Source organism: Legionella stuttgartensis, assembly GCF_977063405.2.
The window spans coordinates 565657-584821 of sequence record NZ_CDRUHA020000060.1 but is presented as its reverse complement, the minus strand read 5'-3'; the positions used below and the strand labels follow the sequence as shown (position 1 = coordinate 584821).

Genomic DNA, 19165 nt, shown 5'->3' with positions numbered 1-19165 from the left:
TTATTAGCTGACTCCTTAGGTTTCATTGAGTTTTCTCAGAAAAACTCAATGAAACATTAAATATTAGTGTAAAATTACCCTCTTTTTTGCACAAAACTCGCATTCTTATCGAGAATCACTGTATAATATCTGCCAAATTTCATTAAAAATCACATGACTCTATGAAAATGGCATACTTCTGGCGTAAAGGTCTATGGGCGCTGATGAGCCTGTCTTTTGTTTTAATAGTAGCAGGCTGTCTGTTGTACCTCTATCTTGAAAGTCAACTTCCCAACGTAGATTCGTTGAAAACAGTACAATTACAAGTACCTCTACAAATTTTCAGCAAGGAAGGTCTGCTAATTCAGGAATATGGCGAGAAAAAACGAATTCCTGTTACTTATGATGAAATACCACCTATGTTGATCCATGCGCTGATTGCCACTGAAGATCAACGCTTTTTTGAGCACCCTGGTGTTGATGTTCTTGGTCTGGGCCGTGCAGCGGTTCGCATGGTAAAAACCGGAACAAAATCTCAAGGTGGTAGTACCATTACCATGCAGGTTGCGCGTAATTTTTTCTTAAGTCGTAAAAAAACCTTTTTACGCAAATTTAATGAAATTATGCTGGCCATAAAAATAGATAGAGAGTTGAGCAAGGAAAAAATTCTCGAGCTCTATCTTAACCGAATCTATTTAGGTAATCGCGCGTATGGCGTTGGTGCAGCAGCGATGGTTTATTTTGGAAAGCCGCTTAAAGAATTAAATCTATCAGAACTAGCAATGATTGCAGGACTTCCACAAGCCCCTTCAACACAAAACCCCATAGCAAACCCACTTGCTGCCAAAAAACGTAGGGATCACGTATTAGAACGTTTACTTGAAGAACATTATATCAATGAAGAACAGTATCAAAATGCCATAAATCAACCGATTACTGCTAAGTATCATGGCACTCCCATTGAAGTAAAAGCTCCTTATGTTGCTGAAATGATTCGTCAATCTTTATACGACAATTTCGGCCCAGATGCCTATACCAAAGGCTACAAAGTGTATACGACTATTGACGGGAATTTGCAAAATACAGCCAATGATGTCGTCGAAAAAAATTTAATAGCCTATGACCACCGGCATGGTTATCGAGGACCTGTCGCCACTATTGGTGAAAATGACAGTAAATCCTTACACTCTATTCAAAAAAATCTGGAAAAATATCCTGAGCTGAATCATCTTACTCCAGCCGTCGTAACCGAAGTCGGAGAAAAAGAGGCAACAGCCACGTTACAAGGTGGTCGTACCATTATTATTCCTTGGGCAGGTTTATCTTGGGCTAGACCCGCACTTAAAAATGGCTGGGTAGGAAAATCGCCATCTAAAGCCATGCAAGTTGTTGCCGTTGGAGATATTATTTACGTTCATTCAACAAAGGATCATTGGGAGTTAGCGCAAATCCCTGAAGCTGAGTCAGCAATGGTAGCACTTAATCCTAAAAACGGTGCTATAGAAGTCCTAGTTGGTGGGTTCAATTTCCAAAAGAGCAAATTTAACCGAGCAACTCAATCAAGTAGACAACCAGGCTCCAGTTTTAAACCTTTTGTCTATGCTGCAGCCTTAAACAATGGTTATACACTAGCAACATTAATTAATGATGCGCCTATTGTTGTTGATGATCCAAGTCAACCGAACTTATGGCGTCCTCATAATGTGAATCTTAAATTCAATGGACCAACCCGTTTAAAACAAGCTCTGGTCCAATCTAAAAACCTCGTGTCCATACGTATCCTTGATGACATCGGTATTAATTACACGATCGATTTCCTAGCTCGTTTTGGCTTTAATAAGAAAACTCTTCCTAGAGGTTTATCTTTGGCTTTAGGTAGTTTGTCAGTCAGTCCTATGGACCTTACTGCTGCTTATGCTGTTTTCGCAAATGGTGGTTATAAAATTGAACCTTATCTCATCGATCACATTACTGATAAAGATGGTAAGATTTTATTACAAGCCAAACCAACTGTTGTTTGTAACAATTGTGATGGCAATGTAGATCATTCAACTTTAGCACCACGAGTCATCCCTGAAGATATTAACTTTTTAATGTATACCGCTTTAAAAGATGTGATTCAGCATGGTACTGCACGTGCAGCTAGAGTGCTTAATCGTCAGGATATAGCAGGTAAAACCGGAACAACTAATGATCAAGTAGATGCCTGGTTTGCGGGGTTTAACTCTGACCTCGTAGTAACCACCTGGGTTGGTTTTGATAATCCTAAATCCTTACATGAGTATGCTGCAGGACTCGCCCTGCCCTTATGGATCGACTTCATGAAAGTTGCCTTGAAAGGAAAACCTGAGGGTGAAATAAAACAACCTGAGGATGTAGTAGCTGTTCGTATTGATCCCCACAGCGGCTTATTGGCTCATCCAAATCAGGCCAATGGCATTATCGAATATTTTCGCAATAAAGAAGTTCCATCGGAAGAAGATCCAACGCCTATTTATAATGCAGGTAATGATCAGCAGCAACTTCCAACAAGCGAAGATAGTTTATTTTAGCTTACCAAAATGCAGCGGATGTGAGTGAACTTTCTCAGATTCCGCTGTACATGCAATAGCTCTTTCTTGTCACAAAAATTCAAAAATTACGCAACATCGCTGGATCCCGCTGACAAGCATTGGGATGTTGAACTTTCTCATTCCTTCTATTAATGTAACCTATTTTAAAATGAAATATATTCAACGGTCTACGTACGGGGCTTAAACCGCAGTATGTAGGGATTAAAAAAACACATACCCTCGGAAAGATTTTAGCCAGTAGCTCTGTCGTAAAAGCTAATAATCTTTAAGCTTAATCGAACGAGCTGCTTTATTAATACGTCGTGTTGAGCAATTAATAAAAAATTTGATTAGATAACTTGGAGCAGTTTCCATGAGCCTTTTAAGTAACCAGGAGAGTAAATTATTCTTCTCTTGAGAACGCATCACTTGTGCCGCTTTAATCCCTAACTCCTGATTGAGTCGAACAAAAGGACGCATTAGTTTTTCATATTCCTCAAAAGCAATCTGATGGTTGCCATTGGCTGCTGCTAACTCCCCAGCAAGTACGTAAGCACCTATTATTGCAAGACTAGTACCTTGGCCTGACATGGGTGAAGCACAATAAGCAGCATCTCCTAATAAAATCACCCTACCCTGAGACCAATGATCCATATGAATCTGTGCTGCTGCATCAAAATAAAAGTCAGGTGAATTGGGCATGATTTGCAAAAATCTTGGGATCTCCCAACCAATTCCTTCATAAACGTTCTTCAGAACTTGCTGTTGTTGTTCTACATCACGTAGATCGATTTTTATTGATTGTGGCGTTGTAAATCCAAAACATGCTTTAGCTTGAGGTTCTCCTGAAGCACTCCAAACCGATGCAACTCGACCTAATTCCGAGTATTGCATCTCCATTCGATCCAAATTCAAATAGTTTGGAACTGTAAACACACAGAGGTATAAACCTAGGTGCTGAGAAAAAAGTGACTCTTCACCAAATACAAGTTGTCTTACATTTGAATGAAGTCCATCTGCACCAATAACCAAATCGAAATCTCGAACTTTATTGCTTTGAAACTTGACCTCTACTCGATCAGAACATTGGGATATCTCCTGAATGCAATCTCCAAAAATAAACTCTGCATCAAGTACTTGATCCATAAGAATCTGACACAAAGTACCACGAATAATTTCTACATCATCACCAACTCGATGTCCGAATTCATCGCCGCTCATTTGTTGAATCACTTTTCCATTTCTATCAACAAGCAATGCACCCTGCATATCAGTACCTGCGCCCACAATGGTTTCATAAATGCCCATTCTTCGCAGAACATGTAAGGCCGAACCTCGAACATCGATTTTATAACCCCCAGTCAGCAATGAATTTGCACGATCCACGATCGTGGCAGTAAAACCATAACGCCTCAACCAATACGCAACGGTCAATCCTGCTACCCCTGCTCCGGAAATAAGTACTCTCATATCAACCTCATGGATGGAAAAGAGAATCTGAATTTTATATCAATAAATCTTAGAGTAATAAAGAAAATAATTATAGTGTAATGGGTGGAAGGCTGTGAAAATCGGATTTCTAGAATGAGCGAGTTTCTCAAATCCCGGGTGATGGCTTCGCCTTCACCCGGGTACAAATTGAGCGTAAATCAAACAACAAAATTTTATCGACCAGCTAATGCTATGGCTGCAGGTGTGTACTCATAACCCAAATCACGGGCAACAGCATCAAAGGTAATCTTACCCTGGTGAACGTTTAAGCCATTGAGTAAATGTTTATCATTCAATAAAGCCAACTTCACACCTTTAGTTACAATACTTAAAACAAAAGGTAGGGTTGCATTATTCAAAGCAAACGTTGATGTTCTTGGCACCGCACCAGGCATATTTGCAACACAATAATGTACGACATTATCAACAACATATGTAGGCTCTTGATGTGTTGTAGGACGACTTGTTTCAAAGCATCCGCCTTGGTCAATAGCGACATCGACTAATACTGAACCAGGACGCATTGATTTAAGCATGGCTCGAGTTACTAATTTTGGAGCTGCTGCACCGGGTACTAAAACTGCGCCAATGACCAAATCAGCACTAGCAACATATCGTTCTATGGCATCTGCAGTGGAATAAACCGTATTGAGCTTAGAACCAAATTGGAAATCCAATTCGTTTAAACGTTGCAAAGAGCGATCCAGTACAGTCACTCGTGCTTCCATACCCATTGCCATACGTACTGCATTAGTACCAACCACTCCACCACCAATAACCACTACGTTTGCCGCAGCGACTCCAGGAACCCCACCTAATAAAATACCACTACCACCCTGAGCCATTTCCAGACAATGAGCACCTGCTTGGATAGACATACGCCCAGCAACTTGAGACATAGGTGCCAATAAGGGCAGGCCACCGCCTTCTTCAGTTACTGTTTCATATGCAATAGCAGTAACTCCAGACTCTTTAAGCATACGTGCTTGGTGAGGATCTGGGGCCAAATGCAGATAAGTAAATAAAGTTTGGCCTTCGCGAAGACGCTTGCACTCAATTGGTTGTGGTTCTTTTACTTTTACAATGAGATCAGCTCTTGAAAAAACTTCATCAGCGCTGTCAACAACCTCAGCACCGGCATTTCGATAATCATCATCAGAAATACCGATTCCTAATCCAGCACTCTTCTCTACTATAACAGAACTTCCTACTCTAATAATTTCTCTAATACTAGAAGGAACAAGACCCACACGATTTTCTTGAGGTTTAATTTCTTTTGGAACGCCTACTAACATACTTTCTCCCCTAACGGTTTTTTAATTGTGCTATTAACTGTGGCACGAGCTCGAATAAATCACCAACCAAACCATAGTCAGCGATTTGAAAAATAGGGGCATCTTCATCCTTATTAATTGCAACAATAATCTTGGAATCTTTCATCCCTGCCAAATGCTGTACCGCTCCAGAAATTCCCACAGCAATATAAAGCATTGGTGCAACTATCCTTCCGGTTTGCCCCACTTGATAATCATTAGGAACAAACCCTGCATCTACAGCAGCACGGGACGCCCCCACAGCAGCACCGAGTACATCAGCTAATTCTTCGATCAACTGAAACTTCTCAGCACTTTGCAGACCTCTTCCACCAGAAACAACAATTTTAGCACTGCCTAAATCAGGTCGCTCGGACTTACTTAACTCATGCTTAACAAATTGGCTCTCTTTTGCAACAAATTCTTTATCAATTTGTTCGATGAAACAACTAGCCTGATTTGCAGTTACTGGATTAAACGCCGTTGCTCTGATGGTTAAAACTTTTATAGAATCAAGAACTCGTACAGTTTCTATTGCATTACCTGCATATATTGGATGTTCGAAAGTTTCTTTATCAATAATTTTACTAACATCTGAAACTTGCGCCACATCCAGTCGCGCTGCAATACGAGGAGCAATATTTTTACCAAAAGTACTCGCCGGTACGATGATGGCTTGAAATGAATCCGCAAAGGAAAGAATTAAATCGCTTACTTGTTCTGCTAAGGGATGCTCATAACAAGGGTTATCAACGTACCAAACGGCATGTGCTCCTGCAAGAGTTGCAGCCTGTTCTGCTACTGCCTTGCATTGATGCCCTACAATAAGTAAGGTCGGTTCGTTATCCAACTCCAATGCGGCAGATAAAGCATTACGAGTAGATGGGTGTAATGTTTGATTATCATGTTCAACGAGTACTAAAGTGCTCATCACTCCCCCTTATCAAAGCACTTTGGCTTCATGCTGTAATTTATCCAATAATTCAGTCACTGACTCAACTTTCACGCCACCACTACGAGTCGGAGGTGCTGTAACATTTAATACTTCAATATGTTTTTTAAGTGACAATCCTAAACTTTCCAGTTTCCTAACATCCAAAGGTTTCTTTTTGGCTTTCATAATATTGGGGAGGCTAGCGTAACGTGGTTCATTTAAGCGTAAATCCGTACTCACTACTGCAGGTAAATGCACGCCTATGGTTTCAAGACCTCCATCAATTTCACGAGTAACTTGAAGATGATCACTTGTCGCCTCTATTTTAGATGCATAGGTTGCCTGTGGCCAATTTAATAGAGCAGCCAACATTTGTGGTGTCTGATTATTATCACCATCAATAGCTTGCTTGCCCATCAACACTAAATCTGGTTTTTCGTCATCAATAATCTTTTTTAATATTTTAGCGATATTTAGGCTTTCAAACGTATCTTCGGTATGAACCAAAATTGCTCTGTCAGCACCTAAGGCCAAAGCATGACGCAATGTTTCTTGCGAACTATCTCCACCAATACTGACGGCAAGCACCTCAGTAGCCCAATTATTTTCGCGTAAACGTAAGGCTTCCTCCACAGCAATTTCATCGAAGGGATTCATTGCCATTTTAATATTCTGTGTTTCAACTCCGGAATGGTCCGATTTGACCCGAACTTTGACATAAGGGTCGATTACACGCTTCACTGCCACGAGAATTTTCATAATTCCTCACTGGATAATCAAAACAACCGCATCTTGCCAGAGATACCGTGCCGAATTCAAGGGGTTATTTTTATTTAACCTGAATTCGACGACGATATCTTCAATAAATATAATGCCTAAAATTTAGTATGAAACAAGATATCTCGCCTCAAAATTGCCTATTTTACCCCTAAAAGTTAAGTTTTACCCAAAGAAAGTTGCATCTCTGATTCTTCATTTAGGAGATTAATGACACGTTCAGCCCGATCAACTGCTAAGGCGGTTTTTCCTCCTTCCGTATAAACATTTGAATTTTTTTTCACTAATTGTAAGGCCTCATAAGTGTGAGTAATTTTCTCATCAACTTTTAATTCGCCGTCTTTATCTATTACACGCATTCTTAATAAAAATGCATCTAATGCACGATATTTTTCGCCTCCCGCTCGCCAATTTCTAAAAAACTGCTGTTCTAGTAATCCAAGATAGGATTCGATTGGCGCGGCAATCATTTTTAATTGAGGAGTTGTAAAGTTCTCACTAATATTCGGATTTTGACTTGCAAGTATTAAGTCGCGGCATAAATTTTCATCGACCATTGAGGCATCGAACTTCATTTCAGGAGCAGCGCAAATTAATGGCGTTAAAAGAGTAGAACCTATTTGCAAGCTCATCTCATAGCAGTGTCTCGATGCCCAAAAAGTCATTTCAAGTAAACGAACCAATAAAGTAGTAGTTGCTGTAGCAGAAACCATAGTAATTTTTTGTAAGGTAGTCCCAAGTTTTTGCAATTCTTTCGAATCGCTCTTTTCAATAAATTGCCCACCCTTTAATAAAGCGAAATAAAGTGCATAAACAGCAAATAATTCTTCTGCAAAAACAAAAGTACCAAAACTAATGAAAACCATTGGAAGAAATGAAATTAAAGCACGAATTCCCGTGGGTTTTATTTTTCCGACCTCATCAAAATATCCTGTTGATTGGTCAAGCAAGCCGAGCAGACTTGCATAAAAATTACGTTCGGTAAATGTTCTCGAGGTATTTCTTAAATTTTCCATCCATTTTTTTAGATCTTCCCGAGTAGTAATCTCATCAAATTTGATGGTTTTAAAATCCTGAGGTGAGGTCAGTTTTTCATAACAGATGCTTAATGTTTTAAAACAAGCACCATCATTGCGCGCTTCAGATAAATTTTTCTCAATCCATTTACTTTCTGGGCTAAATTTCTCAAAAAGGTCTGGATGAAACTTTAAAGATAAGACCTTATAATTTGTTTTAATTTTTTCTTTATCTGGACCGTTCTTAAGCAACAATTTATTAATTAATTTAATAAAATCACCATCGAGCCTTAAAAGAGCTTCTTGATTCAGTTCACTGTTGTAACATTTTTTTTCTTCATCATAACTGGCATAGATAGTAACCAGGGTTTTTAATTCAGTCTCTATAGTCATAACTCTCCCTAGATTGGCTATTAGATCGATACTGCTAAACTCTGGTGAGCTTCAGCGACCTAGTTATCACACAGTATCATCGATTTTATTAAACCAATTCGTCCGTTTAACATATTCAGTAAAAAAGCCAACAACCAACAGACTAATATAAAATGCACTCATCACATCACTCAAATAATGAAAGCATAATAAGATTCTTGATGCAGCTACTAACAAGGCAACGACAAGTAAACTATAAAAATAACGAGGAAAAAGTGTTCCCAATCCTGCAGCCAAACTGATGACTGTTGTTGTATGTCCTGAAGGAAAAGACCAGTAATTTGAACTCAATTTAAACCAATAAAAACCAAATTCATTACTTGCAAATAATAATTCAGGACGAGCACGACTCAAAGCAACTTTCAAAAACAAACAAACTAAATTGGCTAAAAGTACACATCCAAGTAGATACCAAGATCGGTTTTCATAAACAGTATTAACTTGTATGTATCGAAAATACAATCCTGCAACAAAAAACAAAACAATATAAGCAATCCATTTGCCTAAAGCAGTCAATACACTCAAAAAAGGTAATTTGGCTTCAAGATCTAACTGATGGAAATAAGTTGCCACAGTTCGATCTACAAAATAATAGGCTAAAATAACCAAAATTGCATAAAAAATAATAACCCAAGGTTTTTTCATAAAATTAAACAACTTTTCAAATTGCGTCATCAATTAAGTCCTTCTTTTTAGTTCTCACGTAAATACCAAGGGATGGTAATAACAATCGTACGGGAATCTCGTTCTAAAAAAAGCAAAGCGCGTAGGCCAGCAGCATGAATATTGTGTAACAAATACTCATACCATTTAGGTTCTACTAACTCAGGTATAATAAGGGCAATGAGGTGATTTTTCCTCTCTTTTCTGACTTTACTCACAAAATTTAATAAAGGTTTATAAATACGACGATATGGCGATTTAATAATTTCAAGCTTAGGGCTCTCTTTACCGGCCCTTTTGGCTGGGATTTCAATTTTTTCATGCCAAAGCTGCTGCAAACGCTCAACACCTCCATATCCAGCATCAATAAAAACAGCCGTAATATCATCCGAAAGCAGCATCCCAAATTGAATTGCTTTTTCTGCAATTAAATCCAAACCATGTATTGGAATAATGACTACTGGTGGGTTGAGTGTCAAAGGGTCTATTTTTATAGGGTTTTCTATTTCATGAGCAATTCTATCATAATGATGTTTAATACGATGCATTAAAAATGCTAAGGTGGGTGCAAGCAAAATAATTATCCAGGCCCCTTCAATAAATTTTGTAATAATAATGAGAATAAGTGCAATTGCAGTTACTACTGCGCCCACCGCATTGATTACTAATTTATATCGTACATGTCGATTCTCCTTACGAAACCAATATACGACCATGCCGACCTGAGAAAAGAGAAAAGCACTAAAAGAACCAACAGCAAATAATGGAATCAAATTATTCGTAATTCCTTTAAAAGCAATCAGGATGATTGCAGAAAAAAGAGACAAAATAATTATTCCTACTGAGAAAACCAAGCGTCGACCACGCTCAGCAAAAAAATGAGGTAAATAATTATCCTCGGCAAGTAAACGGCATATTCTAGGGAAACCCGAAAAACTGGTTTGCGCCGAATAGGAAAGTACAAAAAAAATACTGGTAATCGAAATATAATAAAAAATACCTTTACCAGTGGTTGCTTCGACTAATTGCGACAATATTGTTTGGTAGCCAGGCTGATCCTGATTCATCGCTAAAATATGATAAGCGGGACAAAGATAACCAATGAGTATTAAAAATAGTGCGAGCGTGCCCACAATTATAGTCAATGTCCATTGTGCATTTCGAACTCTGGGTTTGCGAAATAACGAGACTGCATTACTGACTGCTTCTACACCAGTCATAGCAGTTAATCCATAAGCAAAAGCAGTTAACAACATCCAAAACGATACCCTTTCATCTGAACTCGCTTGTATTTTCGTTAGTTGATGTACAGGTTGAGAATGTCCACCACTATTCCAGACGTCTACTAAGCCAAGGACCAAAGCAATGAACATGCTTAAGATAAAAATAACGACAGGGATCAAAAAAAGGCTTCCTGTTTCGCGAATGCCTCGCAAATTAAATAGGGTAACCATCAGTAAAATAACAAGACATAAAGTAAGTGTATAAGGATGCAACGATGGAATTGCTGATACTATAGCAGCCACACCAGCTGATATTCCGACAGTAACGTTCAATAAATAATCCAGTATTAATGAAATTGCTGCACCTAAACCATATTTTTTGCCTAAATTGTCACTTGCAACAATATAAGCGCCCCCCTTACCTGGATATGCTGCAGCAGTTTGCATATAAGAAAAATACAAAAACATAAGAACAAGAATAACCAAGAGGGTGAGCGTAAAAAAATAATGTAATCCTATTAGCCCTGCAGGTAATAACACTGTGAGTGTAGCTTCCGGGCCATAAGCCGTTGAAGACAATGAGTCTAATCCAAGTGCAGGAACTCCCGTTGCTATGGATAATTCTTGTTTTTTTTTGGACCTTAAAGAAAGAGGTTTTCCCAAAATTTTATCTATTATCGGCATGTCCCCATAACCCAAGAATTTTTAACCATTGTAACCATTCGATAAATCTTAATAAAGACATCTGATTACAGTAGCCAAATTAAGCCTTATTCATAAATGCATTCAATCTCACCATTTTGTTTGTTGACATTAAAATCAATAAGCATAACAATTCAACATCAACTCTTAACAACAGGAACGAATTGGCATGGATTTAGCAAAATTTTCTATGAAGTTAATGCACGCATTTGTTATTACTGCATTGGCAAGTACGGGAGTTTATGCCCAGGATGTTACAGTTATTGGTACTCTGAAGCAGACATTAAAACAATCAAATAAAAATTTGCCACAAAATAATCTTGTGGCCGATGAAAAAGTGATTCAATTACTGCATGTGCAACTTTCTGATGAAACAAAAAATCTTTTAGCCCAACGCGCTCAAGATGCTTTAGAGCATAAGCACCAATTTACTTATACTTCCTCCAATAAAATAGCATCACCGATACCCAATAGTGTTAACTTAGGTATGAATAAAGTACCTGTATTAGATCAAGGAATCCATGGAACTTGTGTTACCTTTGCGATAACTGCTGCTCTTGATGCCGCAATGACTAAAGGTGATTATATCAGTCAACTATGTAATCTACAGTTAGGTAGTTATTTAGAAAAACATGGTTATGGTATGAGCGGTTGGAATGGAAGCTATGCAAGTCTTGTAATAGAACAAATCGAGCAGTATGGGGCCATTAATAAGATAAAACAATTAAAATTCGGTTGTGGTGGTATGACACAATATCCAACATACTTAGAACATGATCCTGAGTCTTTTATAGAGCCTGAACAATTTAGTTCACTTAGTGAACCTATTTTTGGCAAAGAAGTTAATTGGACTGACGTATTTCAAAGAACTGATCCGGAAAAAAATTTAAATGATGTGAAGCAAGCACTCTATGCTGGTGATCGTCTTGTTTTTGCAGTACTTCTTCCACGTACTGATTTAGGATTTGTCGGAGCAGTTGGCAAATATAAGACGTGGATATATAAAGATAGCTGGGTTTTAACTCCAGAAATAATAGCAGGTATTGATTATGTAGAATCAGCTCATGAAATGGTGATCACCGGATATGATGATAATGCAGTTGCCGTTGATCCTAATGGAGTAAAGCATAAGGGATTATTATTCTTACGTAACTCTTGGGGTACTTCCGTAGGGGATTATGGTGAGTTTTATATGTCCTATGATTATTTCAAGTTATTAGCATTTGATATTACTCGATTTTCTCGAACTTCAATCTAGTCCAAGTCTCCTGGGTGAAGGTACTGCCCTAACCCAGGAAATTTTAATACTTAAGCTGTAAACGATAAAAGTCGACTGCATTAGTCAATAAAATTTTGTTTGCCATACTATTATCAAAAGTATCCAAAATTAGAGTAATATCTTCTTTTTTAAAAGGCTTTGGCGCGCGCGTTGAAGGAAGATCAGTCCCGAACATTAAAGCATCAGGATTAATCGATGCAATCATCTTTAAGGTGTTTGCCACATCAAAATCAACCCTGCCAAATCCTGATGCCTTTACTTTTATTCCTTCTTCAACGAGTTTGAACAATATTGAAAGTCCATTTTTTGATAATCCCAGATGGTCTATGCTAACTGCAGGTAAGCTTATCAACAGATCGGCTAACTCTGTAAGCTCAGAAGAGTCAACGTACAACTCTACGTGCCATTTGGCAATCTCATAAATTCGATGCGCCATTTCACTTAAATAGAGTAATTGTTCTGAACCACCTCGTTTGAGATTAAACCGAATCCCTCGTATACCTTGATCATTTAATTCAATAATTTGCTTATCACTTGCGGTAGCCGGTAGTTGAGTCACACCAACAAAGTTTGGTCCCAATATGTGCAAAGCATTTACCAAATACGTTTGGTCAAATGCTTGAAAAGACCCAGACACCACTGCTCCACCAACAATTTTCAATGGTTTTGCACGGTTAAGATAATCAACAACTGTAAATTCATCAGGTAAATACGATTGATTTGCAACAAGGGGAAAACGGAAATCGATAATATGTAAATGCGCATCAAATAGGTTAATCATTATACCCCACCTTCTTAGATATCCTTATATTGGTTTTTGGCACTTTACCTCATTAGCTACCAGTTTCTAAGCAAAATTGTTAATAAACATCTCTTCTTCAGTAGCAATATTAATTTGCCGTTGGGGCTTCTTTTTTTCAGTAAAAAAATGTTGGGGTTTAGGATTAGAATAGAGGGACGCCGAAGTATCTTCTCTAACTGATTCCACTAAACTTGGAGTATCTCTATATCCACCCAGGCAATATCTCTGCCATTGACCATTCAATTCCATCTCAATAAAACAATGATCGGGATTAACGTCAATAGATACAGGAACATTAGGATACAAACGATTCATTTCTTCCTTAAAAGCAATAGCTCTTAAACGGCAACTTGCAACACCTAACTTTCTTGCTTCCTCAAGATATTCGTTACCATTGTGTACCGTTACACCTATGGCGTTACGTAGCGTTCCACGATCTTTACCAAACTTAAGGTATTTCATTAACAAGCGATGAATCTGTTGGTGCTCAGAAGACATGGCTGATAACGTATCAAAAACAGGATTTGTTCGATACTGCTTGGGCATGCGGAGCAACAAATTAATAAAAGCGTCCCGAGGCTCTGCTGTTGGTTTAAGTAAGCGAATGTAATGTAAGCGATTCTCTTTAGAGTACTTTATTTCAAAATCGTCTTTTTTTAATCCTTTAATTGCCATATCCAGTAAGGTTTCGCCTGGATGCACAGAGGGCAAGGCCTGCCAATTTTTTGTCAAACTTAATCTTTTATTTCCTTGTAATAGAACCTGATTTGATTCTTTTTTTCTTTTATTAATTAGTTTTTCTGTTATTCCTTCAGGATGAAACTCATATTTACATTTCACCAAATTTTCGGTGGCATTCATTCCAACCAATTCAAAATATTGAAATGGAGATGACGGATTTTCAGGGATTACCAGCTCAGAATATACTTCATTGCGGTAGTACTTTGGAGATGGTGTCATCGTTAGTAAATCTACGGGTTTAAATATGGGTGCCCTATAAGAGGATTGAGACACGGAAGCCCTGGTATCGATACCGCTTTGATATGTTTTTTGTTTTATGTCGTTCTGAGTCCCGATACGTTTTTTCAAGGTCTGCATTTGGAGTTTCTCTTTTTGATCATATGCAGAATTTGCAAGCTCAACGTCAATAATTGTTTGCTTGGTCTGATCTAAAGAATACCGATCCAGTTTAGGCGAAAATATTGCTGCAACCTGGTTAAGATGTGTCTCAAGAGATTCACGATCCTCTGTTATTGCGCGGCAGACTTTATAATCAAGAAAATGGATCTTTGTTGAGTCTAATTGTTGATGTTCTGCTTGCGAAAGAATTGTACCATGTTTTGCGGGTTTTAATTTGGAAGCAAGCAAGTCATCAAAGTCCGCTCCATTAATAGCACTTTTTAAAGACTCTTTATTCTTTTTAATTAGTTGCTCATTTTCCCAACAATATAACTCATGTCCATCCGCAAGCAATTTTAACATATGTTTCAACATTAATTCACGTTTACTCGTTGGCCAACTGGAAAATGACCAATCAGAAAAAATATAAACTTCACCAGCAGGTAATGGTTCATGATCATTACCTACTTCGTCTGGGATCTCCTCCTCTTGAATACTGATAGAAGGCTCGTTCTTTAACTTCTCCAATGTGTCACGAATGTCCCCGTCAAAAATTCCTTGGGTCCGAGCAAATGCTCTCACATTGGCATAGGACGTTGCAGGGAACCATTCACCTAACCAACCTGTTTTTCTCTGTAGTACCGGGAGCAAAGTTGCAATAAGCTTTAATGCCGCATCAACTTGTAAATTAATGGGATATTTTTGATATTTTGGAGCACGAAAAGGTAAAAGGAGTTGTTTCAAATCAGATGCTTTTTTCTTATCCTCTTGATTAGCCCAACGTTTGTTTTCAATACGCTCAATTTCATTATCTACCACCGCCAATAATGTACTCATTAATTCTTTGCCCGTTGCAGGTAAAATTTGCAATCTAAATGGGGGGAGAAATTGTTCTTGCGCTGCAATCATCGCTTCAAAATCGTCAAACTGTTCCTGATTTACAGCCTCTTCTGATTTTTTCCTACTTTTTGTTGCTTCACGAAGACCAGCCTCCAGAGTTTTGGGGAGCACATGTCTGCATCTGTTTACAAGATTAGGGTCGACCTGATTTAAAACTTGCATCACATTGCGTGAACAGAACGTTGCATCAGAGGGAGTAATGCTGTCTCTGTCTTTTTTATCCTGCTGATTTGACCATTGAAAAAGAGATTTAATCACCGCCCAGAAACTGGTTCGACTTTTTCCTTGTTGACGAAATCGTTCTGTAACTTTAACCTGCTCTCGATATGCATTAAGAAATTTCTCTCTTTGTTTAGTATCAGTATGTTTAAACACTAATAGACTTGAATGAACTGCAGGAAGAACTTCTGACTCTCCTGAAGCACGCCAGAAGGTAACCAATAACTGAATTAGTTTTGCTTTTTGTTCTTGAGTCGCATTAAGAAATCGTTCAATTAACTCCTCTGAATCCTCATTTCCAGTCATTGTAGCAGCTAGTCGCTTCATCCACGGAGCACCGCCTGCTAGCACCTTCTTGATTTGGGTGGCCTTGAATTGTTTATTGCAATAATTTAGAAGTAACGTGGTCAATTCTTCTATAGTGCTCTCTTGGAGATTCTTAATGAATGCTTCTTTTGATACAGTAATTTGTCGTTCATAATTATGACAGATAACGCCATATTTATTTTTACCTGTACAAACAAAAACTGTAATTACTTCTCTATGTCCATGTTTGTTGCCAGCAGTAGTTAGTGACTGGGCCGCCTGTTTTAAGCGTACCCAAGGCTTACCGCTATTTGAGACTACAAACAAAATATCCCCTGGCTCAATAGCACAGTCCTTCATCACTAACATAACTGCTGTTCCTAATATCAGAATTTAGAAACGACTCGGATGGCCATGGTGGTGACCATTTTCACAGCTTCCAAGTGTAATTTCACTGGTGACTAATGTTAAGAAAATAGCGAGGCATGTATCTTCATCATTTCCTGCTTGCTCGATACCTTTCACCATTGAGTCAATTGTTTCGGGGGCAAAATCTAGTTCTTGGAGTCGAGCAACCACATCTTCTGGCTTAGAAAATGAAAGCACACTGAGTTCGCCAGCATGTTCTTTCAATAACTTAAGATATGAATCTCTTTGTTCTACTAAATGTGAAGCAGGAGAGGTTCCTTTGATTAATTTATATCTTTTAATTACATCATCAACGTATTTAATTGCATCTTGATCATCTCGAAGCGACTCACCTTTGCTCTTTGCACGTAAGTTCTCGTATTGCTCTTCAAAATTTTTTGTTTTGCCTAATGCCTTAACAAGTTCAGGCTGTAATTTATTCAATATTGGCATTTTGTCTCCTAGACTAGTTATTTTTCGGCCAGAATATTATCATGCATAGATCAACCAATCAACTTTGTGACTTCAATTTAATCAATTGATTAAAAACTGCTTTTTTTATAAAGAAGAAATCAAAAATAGCGTTAAAAATTAAAGACTTCGAGGGGAAAGGAGACTTTAGCTCCTTTTTACTTGTTATTGGAAGCAACTATTCGATAGAATCAGGATACATTGATTACTGGTCATTTTTTTAATGATAGAATTTACTTTAATTCAAAAAATATGCATTTGGGCCATTCCCATTTTACTTGCCATCACCTTACATGAGGCAGCACATGCTTATGTTGCATATCGTTGCGGCGATACTACAGCAAAAATGTTTGGTCGATTAAGTTTAAATCCTCTTCGCCATATTGACCCGATAGGTACTGTACTCATACCCTTACTGGTTGGTATTTTAACTCAATTTAATTTTGTCATTGGTTATGCAAAACCCGTCCCGATTAACTGGAACCAATTTCGTCATCCTCGACGTGATATGATTTTGGTAACCCTTGCCGGACCATTTGCGAATATTATTATGGCATTTTTATGGGCTGCCTGTGACAAAATCGCGCTCATCTTAAATCCTAATACCTCGATGGCAGTGCTTTTTCTTTATGCCACCGCTCAAGCAGGCGTATTTATTAATTTAATTTTGGCCGCATTAAATTTACTTCCAATTCCACCTCTGGATGGAAGTCGAGTAGTCAGTAGCCTTTTACCTCCTAAACAAGCGATGGCTTACGCAAAAATAGAACCTTTTGGTTTTTTTATTCTACTAATTTTAGTGTTTACAGGTATTTTGGGAATGATACTGACCCCGTTAATCAATCTAGGGCTGATTGCACTAAGCTCCATTTTTAAAATATGAAATGGTGACGATGTGAGCGCTCGAGACAACAATTTGAGATGGCCTATCCTTTTGATGTGGAATAAGAAGTCACTATGAATATTCTTGCTGATGCCTCACTCCCTGGATTGAGTCAGGCTTTTCCCAAGCCTTTTAACTTAACGGAATACCATCATCCCGACGAGATATCTCAGCTACTTCCTGGACAAGATATTCTCCTGTGTCGTTCTACGCTTAAAGTAAACCAATCTTTATTAAAAAATCATTGTTTGCAGTATGTTGCTACTGCAAGTAGTGGTACTGATCATCTGGATCACTTCTGGTTAAGGACTCAGAATATTCAGGTAATTGATGCAAAAGGTTCTAATGCGCAAGCGGTTGCTGATTATGTGGTTGCCTGCCTTTCTTTTCTGGAACAAAAACATCTTATCCATGGTTATAAAGCAGGCATTATTGGTCTTGGAAAAGTGGGAACAAAAGTCGCGGCACGTTTGCAAGCAGTCAATTTCGAAACCATTACTTATGACCCTCTTAAAGCGGTACGCGAACCCACTGCTTTTCAAAGTTGTAGTTTGGATGAATTATATGACGTTGATCTACTATGTATTCATGCTGAACTACATAGTAATCCCCCCTATCCTAGTGCCAATTTAATTAATAAGAATTTCCTCGATCAATTAAAACCAGGTTGCATTATTATCAATGCAGCACGAGGTGGAATTGTTAATGAAGAAGAACTTCTCCATTCATCAAAACCACTTATTTACTGTACCGATGTATTTCTTAATGAACCAAAGATTGATAAACGGGTTATCGATAATTCTACCCTCTGTACACCCCATATTGCAGGTCATAGCCTTGAGGCGAAATACGCTGCTGTTGCAATGGTTAGCTCTATTTTGCATCAAATTGCAGGCCTAGCTCTACCACATTTTGCAGCCCCTGCATTACCTCAAATTTTATGCTTTGAAAAAGATAAATTATGGTATGAAACTATTCTAGAAATTTATAACCCTCTTGAAGAAACCTTAGCTTTAAAACAAGCTGCAGACAAAAAAACGGCGTTCGTAAATGTGCGTAAAAATCATCAAACACGCCATGATTTTTCTCAATATTTTGCGGACTCAATTTTGAGCGAGAAAAGCAAATTATTACTTGGCAAATGAAAATCAAACAATGTTCAAATTGATTGCCTAATGCTCATTGCCAAATCCAAAGATGTCCATTGTAAATTAGGATATCAAATGATACTCTTTTTCCGATTTTTAAAAAAACAAAGGAGTATGTGTTATGTCTTTAGGAGTAAAGTTATCAACGTTTGCAGCAGCATTCGTTCTCGCTGGTTCTGCTTTCGCAAACAACGCCTGTCCTGATCTGAATGATCTTCAAGCCGAAGGACTCGTAGAAGCCCAACAGATAGGTAATAACTATTTTATTGGTTTCACCATCGGTCAATTCAACTCTGCAACTTGGGGCTTTGCTATTGGGCCCGTGCAAGCAGATACAGAAGATGATGCATTAGATGTCTCAAATGAAATTTTAAATAATATGGCTACTCCTGGATTTCCTTTAGAACTGGATAATGACACATTAGTTTGTTTGTATGACACAGGTAATCCTTATGTTTATTCTGTGGCTGTTAGAGATTACGCAATCAGCCCAATGAAATTAAAACAATACTTACAAAAAGCTCATAAATAAAAAAGAAAATTAGATA

The 19165-nt window shown here is 38.1% G+C and carries 15 protein-coding genes; 5 read left to right on the top strand and 10 right to left on the bottom strand.

Annotated features, from left to right (window positions below; genetic code table 11):
* Positions 1-161: 161 nt before the first annotated feature.
* The gene (locus ACWTEW_RS21895) at positions 162-2531 is read left to right on the top strand and encodes a penicillin-binding protein 1A (RefSeq protein ID WP_454780631.1); all 2370 of its coding nucleotides are present in this window, start codon (positions 162-164) and stop codon (positions 2529-2531) included.
* A gap of 276 nt (positions 2532-2807) precedes the next feature.
* On the opposite strand, the gene ACWTEW_RS21890 is transcribed toward ACWTEW_RS21895, so the two are convergent.
* From ACWTEW_RS21890 to ACWTEW_RS21860, 7 genes are all read right to left on the bottom strand, one after another.
* Complete coding sequence (locus ACWTEW_RS21890; protein WP_454780630.1) at positions 2808-4001, bottom strand: FAD-dependent monooxygenase; 1194 nt, start codon at positions 3999-4001, stop codon at positions 2808-2810.
* Between the two features lie 194 nt (positions 4002-4195).
* Entirely contained in the window at positions 4196-5317 is a 1122-nt protein-coding gene (ald, locus tag ACWTEW_RS21885; protein ID WP_454780629.1) for an alanine dehydrogenase, read from the bottom strand.
* Positions 5318-5327: 10 nt separating this feature from the next.
* Positions 5328-6266: an electron transfer flavoprotein subunit alpha/FixB family protein gene (locus ACWTEW_RS21880; RefSeq protein WP_454780628.1), complete on the bottom strand. Its 939-nt coding sequence runs from the start codon at positions 6264-6266 to the stop codon at positions 5328-5330.
* Positions 6267-6278: 12 nt separating this feature from the next.
* The gene (locus tag ACWTEW_RS21875) at positions 6279-7028 is read right to left on the bottom strand and encodes an electron transfer flavoprotein subunit beta/FixA family protein (RefSeq protein WP_454780627.1); all 750 of its coding nucleotides are present in this window, start codon (positions 7026-7028) and stop codon (positions 6279-6281) included.
* 176 nt (positions 7029-7204) lie between these two features.
* The gene (locus ACWTEW_RS21870; protein WP_454780626.1) at positions 7205-8455 is read right to left on the bottom strand and encodes a J domain-containing protein; all 1251 of its coding nucleotides are present in this window, start codon (positions 8453-8455) and stop codon (positions 7205-7207) included.
* Between the two features lie 66 nt (positions 8456-8521).
* Positions 8522-9169, bottom strand: coding sequence for a phosphatase PAP2 family protein (locus ACWTEW_RS21865; protein WP_454780625.1), 648 nt, complete (start codon positions 9167-9169; stop codon positions 8522-8524).
* A 17-nt stretch (positions 9170-9186) separates the two neighbouring features.
* Entirely contained in the window at positions 9187-11064 is a 1878-nt protein-coding gene (locus ACWTEW_RS21860) for an APC family permease (RefSeq protein WP_454780624.1), read from the bottom strand.
* Positions 11065-11251: 187 nt separating this feature from the next.
* Here ACWTEW_RS21860 and ACWTEW_RS21855 point away from each other — a divergent pair, with 187 nt between their 5' ends.
* Positions 11252-12340 carry a C1 family peptidase gene (locus ACWTEW_RS21855; protein ID WP_454780623.1) on the top strand — a complete coding sequence of 363 codons (1089 nt, stop codon included), beginning with the start codon at positions 11252-11254 and terminating at the stop codon, positions 12338-12340.
* 43 nt (positions 12341-12383) lie between these two features.
* On the opposite strand, the gene ACWTEW_RS21850 is transcribed toward ACWTEW_RS21855, so the two are convergent.
* From ACWTEW_RS21850 to ACWTEW_RS21840, 3 genes are all read right to left on the bottom strand, one after another.
* Positions 12384-13142 carry an amidohydrolase family protein gene (locus ACWTEW_RS21850; RefSeq protein WP_454780622.1) on the bottom strand — a complete coding sequence of 253 codons (759 nt, stop codon included), beginning with the start codon at positions 13140-13142 and terminating at the stop codon, positions 12384-12386.
* A gap of 66 nt (positions 13143-13208) precedes the next feature.
* Positions 13209-16076 (bottom strand): hypothetical protein, encoded by a 2868-nt coding sequence (locus ACWTEW_RS21845; RefSeq protein ID WP_454780621.1) that lies wholly within the window; start codon positions 16074-16076, stop codon positions 13209-13211.
* 24 nt (positions 16077-16100) lie between these two features.
* Positions 16101-16568: a coiled coil protein gene (locus tag ACWTEW_RS21840; protein ID WP_454780620.1), complete on the bottom strand. Its 468-nt coding sequence runs from the start codon at positions 16566-16568 to the stop codon at positions 16101-16103.
* A gap of 241 nt (positions 16569-16809) precedes the next feature.
* Between ACWTEW_RS21840 and ACWTEW_RS21835 the strand changes: the two genes are divergently transcribed.
* The 3 genes from ACWTEW_RS21835 to ACWTEW_RS21825 all read left to right on the top strand — a co-directional run bounded on the left by ACWTEW_RS21835 (position 16810) and on the right by ACWTEW_RS21825 (position 19149).
* Positions 16810-17469 carry a site-2 protease family protein gene (locus ACWTEW_RS21835; protein ID WP_454780619.1) on the top strand — a complete coding sequence of 220 codons (660 nt, stop codon included), beginning with the start codon at positions 16810-16812 and terminating at the stop codon, positions 17467-17469.
* 74 nt (positions 17470-17543) lie between these two features.
* The gene (locus tag ACWTEW_RS21830) at positions 17544-18614 is read left to right on the top strand and encodes an NAD(P)-dependent oxidoreductase (protein ID WP_454780618.1); all 1071 of its coding nucleotides are present in this window, start codon (positions 17544-17546) and stop codon (positions 18612-18614) included.
* Positions 18615-18738: 124 nt separating this feature from the next.
* Entirely contained in the window at positions 18739-19149 is a 411-nt protein-coding gene (locus ACWTEW_RS21825) for a DUF4949 domain-containing protein (RefSeq protein ID WP_454780617.1), read from the top strand.
* Positions 19150-19165 lie beyond the last annotated feature (16 nt).

What these genes read in the sequence shown, in the direction of transcription:
- ACWTEW_RS21850 (WP_454780622.1), bottom strand. Translation starts at nt 13,142, where the DNA reads ATGATTAACCTATTTGATGCGCATTTACATATTATCGATTTCCGTTTT.
- ACWTEW_RS21840 (WP_454780620.1), bottom strand. Translation starts at nt 16,568, where the DNA reads ATGCCAATATTGAATAAATTACAGCCTGAACTTGTTAAGGCATTAGGC.
- ACWTEW_RS21890 (WP_454780630.1), bottom strand. Translation starts at nt 4,001, where the DNA reads ATGAGAGTACTTATTTCCGGAGCAGGGGTAGCAGGATTGACCGTTGCG.
- ACWTEW_RS21870 (WP_454780626.1), bottom strand. Translation starts at nt 8,455, where the DNA reads ATGACTATAGAGACTGAATTAAAAACCCTGGTTACTATCTATGCCAGT.
- ACWTEW_RS21895 (WP_454780631.1), top strand. Translation starts at nt 162, where the DNA reads ATGAAAATGGCATACTTCTGGCGTAAAGGTCTATGGGCGCTGATGAGC.
- ACWTEW_RS21845 (WP_454780621.1), bottom strand. Translation starts at nt 16,076, where the DNA reads ATGTTAGTGATGAAGGACTGTGCTATTGAGCCAGGGGATATTTTGTTT.
- ACWTEW_RS21825 (WP_454780617.1), top strand. Translation starts at nt 18,739, where the DNA reads ATGTCTTTAGGAGTAAAGTTATCAACGTTTGCAGCAGCATTCGTTCTC.
- ACWTEW_RS21830 (WP_454780618.1), top strand. Translation starts at nt 17,544, where the DNA reads ATGAATATTCTTGCTGATGCCTCACTCCCTGGATTGAGTCAGGCTTTT.
- ACWTEW_RS21835 (WP_454780619.1), top strand. Translation starts at nt 16,810, where the DNA reads ATGATAGAATTTACTTTAATTCAAAAAATATGCATTTGGGCCATTCCC.
- ACWTEW_RS21865 (WP_454780625.1), bottom strand. Translation starts at nt 9,169, where the DNA reads ATGACGCAATTTGAAAAGTTGTTTAATTTTATGAAAAAACCTTGGGTT.
- ACWTEW_RS21855 (WP_454780623.1), top strand. Translation starts at nt 11,252, where the DNA reads ATGGATTTAGCAAAATTTTCTATGAAGTTAATGCACGCATTTGTTATT.
- ACWTEW_RS21860 (WP_454780624.1), bottom strand. Translation starts at nt 11,064, where the DNA reads ATGCCGATAATAGATAAAATTTTGGGAAAACCTCTTTCTTTAAGGTCC.
- ACWTEW_RS21880 (WP_454780628.1), bottom strand. Translation starts at nt 6,266, where the DNA reads ATGAGCACTTTAGTACTCGTTGAACATGATAATCAAACATTACACCCA.
- ald (WP_454780629.1), bottom strand. Translation starts at nt 5,317, where the DNA reads ATGTTAGTAGGCGTTCCAAAAGAAATTAAACCTCAAGAAAATCGTGTG.
- ACWTEW_RS21875 (WP_454780627.1), bottom strand. Translation starts at nt 7,028, where the DNA reads ATGAAAATTCTCGTGGCAGTGAAGCGTGTAATCGACCCTTATGTCAAA.